Genomic DNA, 14,210 nt, shown 5'->3' with positions numbered 1-14,210 from the left:
AGAATGAAAGAGCGAAAGAAGCGGTCCTATTGTTTAGCGCTCTTTCACGCTTTCATTCTTTCGCTCTTTAAATTAGGTTGTAATACGTTTGAGTTGGACGTTTTCGACAGGGCGGATAACCAGCGGTACTTTTTCGACCTTAACCGAACTGCTGTCGAGGCCGAACCACCGATCTTCGGGCGTGGTAAAGCCTTTTATGGTAAAATACAAGTTCATGATGAACCGTTCGCGGGCGGGTAATTCATTTTCGAACGAGAGAAACTTCTCCAGCACCACGAAACGGAAATCGCCGATAACATTCTGACGGCTAAGGGATTCATAGCGGCTGGTAATATCCACTTCTTTGTTCTTAACCATGTCCTCGATCACCTTACGGAAGAACAGGTTGATGCGTTGCTCAACCCGAAAACCCAGCTTGAAGGTCACTTTATAGGCATCGTCCGGCGCAATGGTGTTCACTTTGTATTCCATCGTGTAGGGGTCATCCGTCGTATCGACGTGGACAAACCAGTAGATATCTGCCCGTTTGGGCCGCTTCTGGAAAATCGAGTAAATAATCTTCGACTCGATCTCCGACTGCCGGGCGGCATTGCTCATGAACACGATGTGCGTGGCATATTTAGGAATACTGATGTCCCGGCTAAGCTCTTTGATCGCCTGCGTGTACTGATCGATGCGGACATATTCGGTCAGGCGAAGTTTGATCTGGAAAGCCTGTAGCCAGATGTACATGACCCCGGCTATGGTGGCCCCAATCATCACCGATACCCAGCCGCCATGCGGGAATTTAATGAGGTTGGCGATCAGAAAGGACCCTTCGATACCCAGATAAACGGTCAGAAACAACACCACCCACCACGCCTGATACTTGTGGGTATACAGGTAGTAGGACATGAGCAGGGTGGTCATCAGCATGGTCAGCGTAATGGCCAGTCCATAGGCCGCTTCCATGTTCGATGACTCGCGAAAGTAGAGAACGACTCCTACGCAACCCGCCCAAAGGAGCATGTTCACACTGGGTACGTAAAGCTGCCCTTTCTGAACACTTGGGTACCGTAGCAAAACTTTGGGCCAGAAGTTAAGGCGGATGGCTTCACTGATAAGGGTAAACGACCCACTAATAAGCGCCTGGCTGGCAATGACCGTAGCGGCCGTTGCAATGACGATGCCGATGGTCAGGAACCAGGGCGGCATCACTTCATAAAAAGGAATACGATCTTTCAGAACCTGTCCCTGAATACTTAAAAGCCAGGCACCCTGGCCGAAGTAGTTGAGAATCAGGCAGGATTTTACGAATATCCAGCTAACCCGGATATTGGACCGGCCGCAGTGCCCCATGTCGGAGTAGAGGGCTTCGGCCCCGGTCGTGCACAGAAATACCGAGCCTAAAAGCCAGAAACCACCCGGATATTCAACGAGCAACCACCAGGCATAGTAGGGGTTGATGGCCGCCAGAATGCCCGGTGCCTGAGCGATCTGAATGGCACCGAGCGTGCCGAGCATCACAAACCACACGAGCATAATCGGGCCGAAAGCCGTCCCGACGACATTCGTTCCAAACGCCTGAATCAGAAACAGTATGGTTAGAATGGCAATGACAATCTCAATAATTTCGGTGGGAGTAATGGCCGGATAAAGCAGGCGCAGCCCTTCCACCGCCGACGAAACGGAAATGGGCGGGGTAATGATACCATCGGCCAGCAGCGCCGACCCTCCAATGATGGCCGGAAGCGTAAGCCAGCGGGCATGTCGCCTAACCAGCGCATACAAGGCGAATATGCCCCCTTCTCCCCGGTTGTCGGCCCTCAAAATCAGAATGACATACTTGACGGTTGTTTGCAGGGTGAGTGTCCAGAGAACGCAGGAGAGCGCTCCGCGAACGACATCGGGTCGAATACTATTTTCGGGACCAATAATAGCCCGGAGCGTGTACAGGGGCGATGTGCCAATATCACCATAAATGATGCCCATGGCCACTAACAGACCGGCAGCCGTAACAGTGTCTATATGCTTCTTATCTTCCATAAAATAGGCTAGCGCCTTCTTGTCTTACGAGCGGGTAGCGGTCAAAACGGCGCAAAGATAACCGATGTTTGCGCCGTTTTGACGTGTATTGGGTCGAAAGTTATACCCAATCGAACCGTATCGAAACAGGCCATTACCTGTTTAGACGGATTCCAGACGGGAAAAGGTGTGCTAACGGGATTATTTCGTTGAAAATCAATGAGAAAACGGATGTCTATACGCACTATACGGTAAAACTAATCAACTACCGACTAATGGCTTTTCTTTCTAAAGCGCGACTGGAGTGAATAAAAAGGCCCATACGTGCCGTTGTCTGGGAAAGCCGTAAGTAACCTTAGGTTGACAAAACTAAAGTTTGCGTTGATCCGTATATATACAGTTTTAGTGCGGATTTTTTGGTTCTGTTTAATTAGGTGTGTTTTGCAGATGGCCCGTTAGCTTAACGGGCCATCTCTTTTAAAAAAAGTAAATATTTAGTATACTAGTAAGGTTACAAGTAGATAATTACATTATCTTCGCTTCATGTATTGGATCGGGTTACCCGCCAGCCGATTCTATAGTTTCCACACACATGAACGATAATCAGTTTTACCAACTGATTGATACCTTGAGCCAATTGACTGCTTACACAATTGGGCGAAGTGTCGATAATCAATTGGTTCTTCCTCACAATAAAATCAGTGGGCATCATGCCCGGCTAATCCAATGCACTTCGACGAGTTTCATCGTTGAAGACCTATCCAGTAAAAATGGCACCTTCGTTAATGAGGTGCGTATTACGCGCAAAGTCGTTGACTGGCAAGACACGCTCCGCCTTGCCGACACCCTGATTACCGTCGAAGAACTTCTGGCCCTGTTACCGGCCGAGCCCGCCAGGGCCACAGTAGAGGCAGTGCCAGGTGCAACGCAAAAACGCCCTAAAGCAGAGGCAAACCCGCTGGATTTTACCCGCGCCTTCGCTGACCTGAAACAGGTTTATGAGCAATACCCGACACTTAAAAAAGATTGCCGAAACCGTGAAAAAATGATTCGGACGGGGAGCGTCATCTTGTCCTCAATCGTTGGCATAAGCTCGGTTCTCTCAACGGGCGGGGCGGCCTTGCCATTGCTGCACATCATGTCCGGAGCTGGCCTGAGTGTGTTAGTGCCCACTCTGTGTTCGACCCTGCTGTCGACCGATGAGAAACTGGACGTCATCGAGAAAGAATATCGGGAGAAATACCGGTGTCCCAATCCGACCTGTCGCGACCCATTCGGGACCCGGGAGTGGGAACTGCTCGTTCAGCAAAAGAGCTGTCGGCGCTGTCAGGCGGTTTGGGTCAATTAAAAAGTTTTCTCCTGATCACACTTACCTTTTTGGCCTGAGGCCTATTAACCCACATCAATCAAGACTTTTTTATCAGCCATGTCGCAACTTTCCAACCAGTCCGATTTGCCAACCGATACCTATTCCATGACACCGTCAACGTCTTCCACAACCAAATCTGGCGCTACCGCCACTCAGAAAAAAACGCTCGGGATTGCTGCCGCCACTATGCTGTTAGGCGGAGCTGCCTGGGCTGTTATTGATAACACTAAGAAATCGCAAGAGCCTCCAGTTGATACAGAGGAGACGCCAGCAGCTTCGGGTACACAAATCCCAGACGATATTGACGTGGCCGGAAAAGTAACGGACGGTATGTCGTTTGAACAGGCGTTTACGGCGGCTCGTCAGGAGGTCGGTATGGGTGGTGTGTTTAGCTGGCATGGTCACTGGTACAACACCTTCGAGAAGGAAGAATGGAGCAGTCTGTCTCTGGAACAACGGCAGGAATACACCGAAAACGTTACGGGAGAGAAACTGCCCGTTAAGCCATACGGATCGCCCCAAACAACAATTGCCGCTGTTGGAGCTACTGAAGAATCAGTATCAGTAGAGCCAGAACCGACGATTATTGAGGGTTTCCTAAACGGACAGCGGGTAATGGGTCTGGATTTTAATCAGGACGGCGTTATCGACACGATCGTACTGGATGGCGCAGATGGTTATACCTATAAAGTTGTCGATGCCCGTGGCGACGATGGCCTGGATACGCTCTATCGGTATGATTCGCTCAGCGGTGAACTGGTGGAAATTGAGCGAATCGACGAACCGTTTGTTTTGTCCAATGACAATTTCAATCAGGGCCTCGAAGCCAGCATGTCGCAGGAGGTCGTGGATTCAATCCTGGAATCAGACGTAGATGTACCTACCGAAACACCTGCTCCCGAAACAACAGAAACCCCTGACGGACATAGTTTTCGTGATCACGAGATGGATGAGTATAGAGCCAGTGAGCATGAATACCTCGCTGATGCACACGAGCCCGACGATACCTATGTCAACAATGGGGATGTACGTGACATGGACGAATAGGAAACATGGCCGGATTTAAAACAACGCTTATTACCTGCCAGCAGTGTGGTCGACGGATTATGGTGCGAGCTGCCGATGCCGAACGGGGCTCTATTGTCTGTTCGCATGTTGGCTGTGGAGCGTTAAACGTACTAGCCACCGCGTTTCACTACGACGACGTTATCGTGCAGGGATTGCCTTCCTTCGGTCAACTGACTTACCTGGGTGACGCTGGTACGACCTATCCGCTTCGGTTTGGGAGCAATGTCATTGGAACATCCGACGCGAACCCCATTCGGGTCGATCGGTTCGTTCACAATGGTCGCTGCTTCATCAGCCGTCGGCATTGCACGTTGACGATTACATTCGATAGGTGGACAGGTCAGCTTCGGTATCACCTGCAGGATGGTGCGGTTGACCCCAATGCCCAGTCTTATCAACCCAGTCTGAACGGCACATTGGTTAACGGCACGGCCTTACTGAAAACCGAAATTATTGATGTCGGAGATCAGTCGATCATTACACTGGGTGGCCTGGATCGGTTTCGCCTGACTCATTTTTCAATACCAGCCACAATGCTCGAAACCTACAGGGTTTCCTTGGATTATAACCCCGACCGCACCGAATAACGTATGTATATCCAATCCGCTTTGCCCTTCGCGTTTACGCACATTGGGCAGCGCAGTATCAATCAGGATGCACTGTGTCCGGCTGTCGGTATGGCAACGGATAAAACCCGGCTTTTCATTCTTTGCGATGGCATGGGTGGTGCCGATAAGGGCGAAGTTGCCAGTCATCTATTGTGTACGGCTATCAGCGAGTACTTCCTTTCGATGAATGAGCCGGTTTTTGATCAGGTGCATCTGCATGCCGCCCTGGATCGGGTGTATGACGCGTACGAGGCTTATTTCGAGCAGCATCCCTTCGTGAGCCGCATGGGCTCTACGCTGGCGTTGCTCCAAATTCATCAAAAAGGCATTACGGTAGCTCATGTGGGCGATAGCCGGGTTTACCAGCTTCGGGCGGGGGAGGTTATCTTCCAAACTCAGGATCACCGGCAGGTGAACGACATGGTCGAATCAGGAATTATCACGGCTACCCAGGCCCTGTCACATCCCTGGCGCAATCGGTTGAGCCGGGCGGTGGTAGCCAGCTCTACCGATAAAAAAGGCGATGCCTCCCGATCGGTGCCCGATGTGGTAACCCTGACCGACATTCAGGCCGGCGATTATTTCTTTATGTGTACCGACGGTGTGTTGGAACAGATGGATGACTATGTGCTGAAAACCGTGATCGCCAGCAACTTGCCCGATCTGACCAAAATACAGTCACTGCAGGCGGTGTGTGGCGATCAGACAAAGGATAACTACTCTGGCTATTTGATTGGAATCAGCTACGTCAGACAAACGGAATCCGTTCATTCCATCGATTCTTCCGAAAAGTATGCTGACTAATTTACTGATCTGGCTAAGTTCGCTTTGGGGTTATCTCCCCACTGCCACCCCCGGAACTACCTATGCGGTGGTGGTCGGCATTGCCGATTATCAGGCGCTGTCGTATGCAACGGGCGATCTGCGGTTTGCCGATCGGGATGCCGCGCAGGTTGTGGCCTTTTTACGCAGTAAGTCTGGCGGTAACGTGCCGACGGCAAATATTCGGCTCCTGACCAATCGGCAGGCTACGCAGGCAGCGGTGCAGCAAGCCTTACAGCTCTTCCGGAAGGCGGGCCCCGCCGATCGGGTTATCCTTTACTTTTCGGGACATGGCTTGCCGGGTAGCTTTGCTCCCTACGATGCCCGGCCTGGCAGGCAGCAGACGATGTTATCCTACCAGGCTATTAAAACGGCTTTCCGGGCGTCTCCGGCCATAACCAAACTATGCATTGCCGATGCCTGTCTGTCGGGTGGGATGACGCAGCCGAAAACCAGCCGACCAGCCCTGGAAAATAAGCTAAATGACGGCCGCAATGTGGCCATGATACTGGCCAGCCGGTCTACGCAGTATGCCGTTGAAGATGGCCAGTTGGCGGGGGGCGCGTTTACGCATTTTCTGATCAAGGGCCTGACCGGTCAGGGTGATCTGGATGGGAATGGCATTGTAACGATACGAGAGTTACACCAGTACGTCGGGCCAGAGGTCAGAAAGCGAACGCGGGGCCGTCAAACCCCAATGTTCTACGGGCGCTTCTCCGACAATCTGCCCCTGTCGTATCGCTAAAGTTAGTAGTTATTGGCTTGTTGATCAGGTGTATGCATCAAACGTTTACTTCGTTTAAAGACTTCAAACAACGCTACCCTATTCGTCCCAACGACGAGGGGGCTTTGCTGGGCAGTGGCTCATACGGTCGGGTTATCAAGGTTGAAGACCAGCTCGAGACGGAATGGGTTGCCGTTAAAATAAGTGAGTTCAAAGGGAACGACACCAAGTCGCTGAAAGCCGAGGTCGACCTGGCGCAGCGCGTGCCCCGGCAAACCAATATTGCCCGCTATGATGCCTGCTACCGGCTCGAAACGGACACCAGCGTTAGCGACTTCGCCATCATGAAGTACTATCCGGATGGTAATCTGGCCGACCTGATCCGACGTGTCGTGCTGACGCCTTCCCAGATTTATGACATTACGCAGGGTATTTTGCTGGGGCTTCAGCATTTGCATCGCCATCGGATCGTTCACCGCGATTTCAAGCCAGCCAACATCCTGATTTCACGCGATAACGCAGGACGATTTATTCCTAAAATTGCGGATTTCGGGCTGAGTAAGCTGGTCAGCGATGAGGAACTGGACAGTTCGGATTTTGACCTAAGTGACGGGCGGGGAACACCATCGTACAAGGCTCCGGAGCAGATTGAAGGGAGCCGGGTAAGTTTTAACCTCGACTTGTGGGCGTTCGGCGTCATTCTGTATGAACTGATGACGGGGGAGAAGCCTTTCCGGTCCGACTTGCGCAACAGCAGTGAACAATCCGTACGGCGCGAAATCGAGAAGAAAATCATGACGGTCGAACTGCCCGGTCGACTGGATCAGGTTGCCGAGCCGTACCGAACGATCATTCGGCGGTGTCTGGTGCGCGACATCCACGAACGCGCCCGTAAAGAGCAGGAATTACTGGATTTATTGGATGCCATTCCGCAACTGATCGCCGAAGCGCAGGAATTACTGAACAAGCAGGAGTACAAACTAGCGAGTACGTTGTATGAGCAGGTACTTGCCAAACGGGAGCACCATACTGACGCGCAAAAAGGGCTGGAACAATGTGCGGCAGGCTTACAGCAGCAGCAACAGACAAGTAGCCTGAAGGAAGCTGCTAAGCTGATAAGTCAGCAGCGTTTCGAGCAGGCCAAAGCCCTGTATGAGCAAGTGTTGCGGCTCAATCCGGTTGACGAAACCGCCATTCGCGGGCTGGCGCTATGTGGCGAGGCTCTCCGCCCAAAACCGCTCATACCTGAGTTCGAATTGACGGATGTGTATCAGGAAGAGCGCACCGACGTTTACGTACCGACGCCAGCGCCGGTTGCGAAACCCGCAAAGCCGGTGGCCGTCAAGGAAATAAAGCGCGAGCCGACCAAAGAGACGAAGCCTGCTTTTGTGGTACCGCCTACGTCGTCGGCCAGCCCCGTTAGTAAAGCGCCTGTTTTACCGCCGATCAGCCAGCCTGCTCTTGTCAACCCGGCAGGGCGAGCGTTCCCCTGGCGGGTTGTCGCGCCCATTGCCCTCGTTGTCGGGGGTATAGTGCTGTACATGAGCTTGCAAAGTGCGCCAAAAATAGTCTCTGGTAATATGGGTAAAGTAGCAAGTCCATCTACGGCGGGGGCTATCCCACCAATTCATTTAGACCCAACGCCGAAAAAAGAGCCGGAAGTAATAAAACCAGTGCCGGGCGAATCGAAGAAGGCGCTGGATAAACGAATAGATATCGCCTATGGCAAAGCGCAACGGTCATACCAGCAGAAAGATTATATGGATGTTATCACCATGACCAACAGCGCGTTGAAGCTCGATCCTAATCGCCGGGATGTGGCTGCGTTACGTGCAGATGCCCTAACGGCCATGAAAGAATTACCGGCTAAAACGCCGGAAGAGAAAAAAGCTGATCCGGCAAATGCTGTTTTGCCGGAATCACCGAAAAAAGAAACGCCGGAAACAGAAAAGCCGAAGTTGGCAGAGCCAACTCCGGAAGCGCCGAAGAATGTGAAGCTGGAAGCACAGGAGAAATATGATCAGCTAATCGAGAGCGGCCAGAAAGCCATTGCGAAGGGAAATAATAAACCCAAAGCGATTGCTGATTTTACGGAAGCCCGGTCGCTGGCAAAAGACCAGGACCTTAACACGACCAAAGCCGATGCGGCCTATACAACTTACATGGCGACCGCCAATCGAATCTTTGATCGTGATGAGTTGGAGGGGGCCAAAGACTGGTACCAGGTGGCCAGGGCCCTGAAAGATACTGACGAAGTCCGTCGGAAGATTAAACAATGTAACAACCAGTAACCCAGTTTTATGCGTAAACTACTACCGCTTTTTATCCTCACTCTTTTGCTATCGTTCACGCTGTTGCCCTCGGTTAGGGCACTGGGCCGGACATCGATTGCCGTCACAGTTGACGATGAATACGACCGATACAAAAAACGGGGCGATGCGCTGTTCAAAGAAGGTAGATACCAGGAAGCCCGCCGACAGTATCAGAACTGCCTCGAAGTGCCCGGTTTCGAGAATGACCCCTACGCGAAGGAGCAGATCCAGGAATGCACCACCGGACTAGCCTTGCGCCAGCAGGCCGACGATGCGTTGAAAGGGAATAGGGGCCTGGAAGCTGTCAAACTATTTGGCCAACTGTTAAATCTTAATCCCGACGATGCCATTACAAAAATGCAGTTAGCGGATTATTACGAACGCGTGGGCAATCAGCTTTTTAACCAGAAACGGTACCTGGAGGCAAAAACCAATTACACGGAGGCCGTTAAGTACGCAACTGAGACGAAAAAAGAGTCGCTATCGATTCAAATTCAGACTATCAACGATATTGTGTTTCCGAAACCATCCAGGCACGTTGGATTAAAGGTCGTTACAGGTTTGGTTACGGTAGGAGCGGGCGCCTACGGTATGCTCCTGCGAAGTGATTACCAGTCGAAAATGAGTACGCTGGCTCAGGTCAGTCAAACGACCGATCCGACCGGAAGCGGCATTATTGCCGATGATGCCAGCTACCGGCAGTACGAAGCCGCTTACAACGCGGCTCAGGATGCCCAGAAAAAGAACGGATTGTTCAAAGCCTGCCTGGGTGTGGCTGCCGTGGCAACCGTAGCCGAACTCTATTTGCTACTGCATAAGCCAAAAACACGCGTGAATGCGCTGCAATGGAGACCCTCCTCTCAATCGTGGGGACTGGCCATTAGCTATGCGTTTTGATCTACTCACACCATCTTTTCCATTAACATGAAATCATCGCGTACTTATTTCCTTATTATTTTTCTCCTCTGCGGTTTGGGTAGTCTGCTGTTAAGTTGTGGCAACTGGGAAGTGCCTACCAAAAAAACGAAACGTGAGTGTGTTAAGCCATCTGCATCTGGCACGGTCAATGCCGCCATTTCGCAACGGAAAGCTGATTTTTCAATTAGTAACAGCGGGGGAACTATCGACAAAGTGACCTGGGATTTTGGTAATGGTAACACGTCAGTTACGACGGGAATGACCGCGAGTTACACGTATCCCGCCAATGGCACTTATACCGTAAAGGTAACGATGGCGAATACGTGCGGTCAGGAAACGACGCTTCAGCAGACAATTACTGTAAGTGATGCCGTTAACCCGACGGTAACATTGCAGGCAATCACGGGCGTTTCTACCACCACGGCACTGGCCGGAATGAACATAACCTCCAACGGGAATGCAACGATTACCCAGTATGGCCTTTGCTATTCGACAACGAATCAGACACCGACTAAAGAGAATGACCTTGTCATTCTGGGCGCACTTCCAGCGCCTATCAGTACGGCTATTCCTATGTCGCTAACGGGCCTTCAGCCCAATACGATTTATTACGTTCGTAGTTTTGCTGTCAATGCCGCTGGAAAAATTAATTATAGTGCTGTACAAACATTCCAAACTGGGCAGAATCCGATCGTTATTACAAACGGCACCGCCAGTGTAGGCTTCGCAACGGCTTCGATTAATTTGGTCGTACAGCATCTGGGTAATCCAGCCGCTATCGAATATGGTATCTATTACTCATCAACGACCAATAATCCAGATGTGAATAGTCCTTCGGTTAAGGTTGTCAGTCCTACAGCCGGGGTAAATGTGGTTGTCAATCTGAACGACCTGACGGCTAACAAAACCTACTATTACCGTTCGTTCGCCAGACTGGCATCGGGAGACATCATATACGGACCGGTCATGTCCTTCACAACCCAGGTCGATCCTGTCGCTCAGGACCTGATTGCCTCCATTTCGTTTACAGACCAATCACTCCTAGACGTTAGTGGGTATAATAATCATGTGAAGTTGGTTGATAACCCGACCTTTACGACTGACCATAAAGGGAAAGCAAATTCAGCTATTTTCCTGGACGGGGTAAATGACTATTTCTACATGGATGAGAATAGTAGTCTGAATCCGGAAGCACTATCGGTAAGTATCTGGTTTAAAATGTCGTCATTCACGCACCGGATGCAGGTTTATAATAAATCGCGATTCAGTGATAGTGCTTTCGAAACGTACAGTGCCTTGCTGAAATTAGAAGACGATAGAGGGCCTAATACGGTGGTTATGACCAATATTAAGCAAAATAGCGGATGTCAACCCGGAAAGGGCTGGCTGGAGTTTCCATTTACCAGCCGGATTGAAGTGAATACATGGTACCATCTGGTATTTACCTACAGCGGAAGAACGGTTCGCATGTATTTGAATAATGTACCCTTGTATACAAATACAGAACTGCCCAATAACACGATGGACAAATGCCCCGGTGCCGAGCTGAAATTTGGCGCGGCCATTCAGGGGCTCAACTGGTTTTTTCACGGAGCCATGGACGACATTCGCATTTATAAACGGGCGTTGACGGCCAGCGAAGTCGATGCGCTGTATAAGCAGTAAAACCACCTTACTCGACCTTTTCAAGCACCCGCTTCGCCAGTGATTGAAAAGGATGGGCCTTGTCTGTACTGATTCGTTTCAGGATAGGCAGGGCCTTTTCTTTTTGGCTATTCTTGACGTAGGCCAGAGCCAGAAACCATTCCGCTTTCTGTTGAAGTTTACCTGACGATGCCGCTTGCGCTTTGATTAACAACGGAATAGCCTCAATGGGTTGTTTATTGGCCAGATAGCTCAGCCCCAGAAAGTAATTTCGGTACGGAAGCGTCTGTTTGTCGGCAGGCAGGGTCTTTAACTGGTCGATCACCTCGTCGTACTTTCCTGATTTGTAGGTTGCCATCGCGTCCATGAACTGGTTACGGACGGAGGGCAATACCTGACCGGAAGGGAAGTCTTTCATCAGGTCAGCGGTCGGGTCCGACGAGAACGTTTCGGCATAAGCAATATCCGCCTGTCGGCTTGTTGTTTGCTGATAGGCAAAATACCCTACGCCCAACATCCCAACGACCGAAGCAGCCGCAGCCCAATACCGCCAGGAAACCAGCGGCCGAACCACCGGCTGGCTAACCAGTGGGATTTCGGCTGGTGCGAAGGTGGCTTTGTACTGCGCTTTGGCCTGTTCGAGGGCGCGTTCGATGCCCAGCGCCCGCAGGCCCAGCCGGATGTCGCGCTGCCGGTCAACTTCGGCCCGAAGTTCAGCGTCGGCTTTCAAGTCGTTTTCAAAAGCGAGCTGATCAACGGCCGACAGCTCGTTGGTTAAATAAGCCTCGATAAGTTCGTACTGCTCTTCTGATAAATTCATAGCCCTCGCTGAGTCGCGGTTTTCAGGTAAAACGTTTTCAGCTTTTCCGCGCAATCATAGCGCTTCGATTTAACCGATGATTCCTTCATACCAAGTCGTTCGGCAATATCCCGCAGTGACAGTTCGTCCACGTAAAACCACTCGATTAACTTCCGGCATTCACCCTTAAGCTGATCAAGCGATTTACGAACGGCGTCGACAATGTCCATTCGTTCCAGATCCTTTGATACATCAGCCGTGTCGGTCACGTCGATGTCGTCGGCCAAAGCCGCTTTTGTTCGGAACCGGGCTGACTTGAGTTCGGTCTGCCACACGCGTTTACAGTACTCAAAAACGACCGTCGTAATGCGGGCTTCTGCCTGAAGCTGATATTTCCCCGTCTCCACATTGAGCAGGAAATTAAGTAAGCCCTTCTGAAACGAATCTTCGGCGTCCATCTCGGAGCCACTGTTGGACAGCACCCAATAGCGGAAAGAAGGAAACACATCAGCGTATAAAAACTGATAGGCCCGCTCATCACGACGGGTTAAGGCCGTATAAAATTCGGGTTCCGTTGCGTAAACAGGAAGCGGTCGGGTTGACATAAGGCTGTAGAATGGGCGAATATAACCCCCAATGGCCTGTAATCGTATCGTTGCGCTATGAATCGAATCGGTTTAAACGGTCTTACGGGCCACCCCAATCGAACCACTTTGTCATTCCGACGAAGGAGGAATCTTCGGGTAAGGAAACTTTCATAGTGCCCGAAGATTCCTCGTTCCTCGGAATGACAAAAAATACGCTCACCCAATCTGATAAGCTTCATTGATGAATAGGAGAACCCTCGGAAAGGTAAGTGAAAAATAAATTTTAAAGATTTCTCATTTCGGCCACTCACCTTTTTCCCGCTCCGGCTATACACAGTCGAGAACCAGTTGATTTCGCTTTCCGCTTCCTATCACATCCACAAAACCAATCCATGATTAACGTTTCTTTTTACAAAATCCACAACCACACAAGCGCATGAATACATCTAAACCCTCCGGCGATTCACCAACCGTTAATGCCGACGATCATTACTTCTACCACACAATCGATTTGCCCGGTCTGGGCGAAATGAAAGGCGAATGGGACTTGCGCGCGTTTGCTGACAATTATCTGGGCCATGTTGACCTAACCAACAAGCGGGTACTCGAAATGGGAGCGGCCAACGGGTTCCTGACCTTTTACATGGAAAAGAAAGGGGCCTCTGTGGTGAGTTACGACCTGTCGCCCGAGCAGGATTGGGATATGGTTCCATTTGCCCACAAAGACGGGGCGGCCTGGGCTCCCAAACGCAAGAACCACATTCTAAAGCTCAACAACGCCTATCGCCTGAGCCATTCGCTGTTTAATTCTAAGGCGCAACTCGTGCATGGTACCGTTTACTCGATTCCTGAAACTGTTGGCCTGGTGGATGTCAGTACGTTTGGCAGCATTTTACTCCATGTGCGCGACCCTTTCCTGGCGCTGGAACAGGTTGCGAAGATTACGCGGGAAACCATCATCGTTACGGAGATTTTAGACACCGGCCGACAAAAAGTAATCAACCAGCTATTTGGGTGGATGGGGGAATCGGCGGTGAGGAAAATCCGGAAGAAACTACTGGGTCCATCCCTGGTCTTCCGCCCAAATGCTGCCGTTGGGCACCCCGAAGAAACCTGGTGGCACTTTACGCCCGAATTTCTGGAACAGGCTTTAGGGGTATTAGGCTTTGGGAATATCCAGATCAAATACCACAAGCAATTCTTCGCCCAGCATAACAAGACGCAGCTCATGTACACCATCGTCGCCAGGCGGACGGTGGAAATGAAGTAGGCTGACTTGCGTATTTGGCATTTTCATCAACGATCGCCCTGTTTACCGCTAACGTTCCGCAAGCCCGACAGGCTTGCGGATAGGT

Annotated in this window: 12 protein-coding genes; 9 read left to right on the top strand and 3 right to left on the bottom strand. The window is 50.9% G+C overall.

Translation table 11 applies throughout. The annotated features are described in order from the left end of the window. Positions 1 to 72: 72 nt before the first annotated feature. Entirely contained in the window at positions 73 to 2,025 is a 1,953-nt protein-coding gene (locus tag ACYU8Y_RS19540) for a KUP/HAK/KT family potassium transporter (RefSeq protein ID WP_460939751.1), read from the bottom strand. A 571-nt stretch (positions 2,026 to 2,596) separates the two neighbouring features. Between ACYU8Y_RS19540 and ACYU8Y_RS19535 the strand changes: the two genes are divergently transcribed. The 8 genes from ACYU8Y_RS19535 to ACYU8Y_RS19500 all read left to right on the top strand — a co-directional run bounded on the left by ACYU8Y_RS19535 (position 2,597) and on the right by ACYU8Y_RS19500 (position 11,490). Next, complete coding sequence (locus tag ACYU8Y_RS19535; protein ID WP_460939750.1) at positions 2,597 to 3,352, top strand: FHA domain-containing protein; 756 nt, start codon at positions 2,597 to 2,599, stop codon at positions 3,350 to 3,352. Positions 3,353 to 3,430: 78 nt separating this feature from the next. Further along, positions 3,431 to 4,420 carry a hypothetical protein gene (locus ACYU8Y_RS19530; protein ID WP_460939749.1) on the top strand — a complete coding sequence of 330 codons (990 nt, stop codon included), beginning with the start codon at positions 3,431 to 3,433 and terminating at the stop codon, positions 4,418 to 4,420. A gap of 5 nt (positions 4,421 to 4,425) precedes the next feature. After that, a complete protein-coding gene (locus tag ACYU8Y_RS19525; RefSeq protein ID WP_460939748.1) occupies positions 4,426 to 5,028 on the top strand; it encodes an FHA domain-containing protein in 603 nt (200 codons plus the stop codon). 3 nt (positions 5,029 to 5,031) lie between these two features. Beyond that, positions 5,032 to 5,853 carry a PP2C family protein-serine/threonine phosphatase gene (locus ACYU8Y_RS19520; RefSeq protein ID WP_460939747.1) on the top strand — a complete coding sequence of 274 codons (822 nt, stop codon included), beginning with the start codon at positions 5,032 to 5,034 and terminating at the stop codon, positions 5,851 to 5,853. Then, the gene (locus ACYU8Y_RS19515; protein ID WP_460939746.1) at positions 5,843 to 6,616 is read left to right on the top strand and encodes a caspase family protein; all 774 of its coding nucleotides are present in this window, start codon (positions 5,843 to 5,845) and stop codon (positions 6,614 to 6,616) included. Before ACYU8Y_RS19520 ends, ACYU8Y_RS19515 begins: the two co-directional genes overlap by 11 nt. A 32-nt stretch (positions 6,617 to 6,648) precedes the next feature. Further along, positions 6,649 to 8,886 (top strand): protein kinase domain-containing protein, encoded by a 2,238-nt coding sequence (locus ACYU8Y_RS19510; protein WP_460939745.1) that lies wholly within the window; start codon positions 6,649 to 6,651, stop codon positions 8,884 to 8,886. A 9-nt stretch (positions 8,887 to 8,895) separates the two neighbouring features. Then, a complete protein-coding gene (locus ACYU8Y_RS19505; protein WP_460939744.1) occupies positions 8,896 to 9,804 on the top strand; it encodes a tetratricopeptide repeat protein in 909 nt (302 codons plus the stop codon). 27 nt (positions 9,805 to 9,831) lie between these two features. After that, complete coding sequence (locus ACYU8Y_RS19500) at positions 9,832 to 11,490, top strand: LamG-like jellyroll fold domain-containing protein (RefSeq protein WP_460939743.1); 1,659 nt, start codon at positions 9,832 to 9,834, stop codon at positions 11,488 to 11,490. 7 nt (positions 11,491 to 11,497) lie between these two features. Here ACYU8Y_RS19500 and ACYU8Y_RS19495 read toward each other — a convergent pair whose 3' ends face one another. Together ACYU8Y_RS19495 and ACYU8Y_RS19490 are read right to left on the bottom strand one after the other, a co-directional pair. After that, entirely contained in the window at positions 11,498 to 12,289 is a 792-nt protein-coding gene (locus tag ACYU8Y_RS19495; RefSeq protein ID WP_460939742.1) for a hypothetical protein, read from the bottom strand. Then, positions 12,286 to 12,873 (bottom strand): RNA polymerase sigma factor, encoded by a 588-nt coding sequence (locus ACYU8Y_RS19490; protein WP_460939741.1) that lies wholly within the window; start codon positions 12,871 to 12,873, stop codon positions 12,286 to 12,288. Before ACYU8Y_RS19490 ends, ACYU8Y_RS19495 begins: the two co-directional genes overlap by 4 nt. 418 nt (positions 12,874 to 13,291) lie before the next feature. On the opposite strand from ACYU8Y_RS19490, the gene ACYU8Y_RS19485 reads away from it, so the two are divergent. Then, positions 13,292 to 14,125: a class I SAM-dependent methyltransferase gene (locus ACYU8Y_RS19485; protein ID WP_460939740.1), complete on the top strand. Its 834-nt coding sequence runs from the start codon at positions 13,292 to 13,294 to the stop codon at positions 14,123 to 14,125. The last annotated feature ends 85 nt before the right edge of the window (positions 14,126 to 14,210 follow it).

The organism is Spirosoma humi, assembly GCF_054776575.1.
This window is presented reverse-complemented; position numbering and strand designations above follow the sequence as displayed.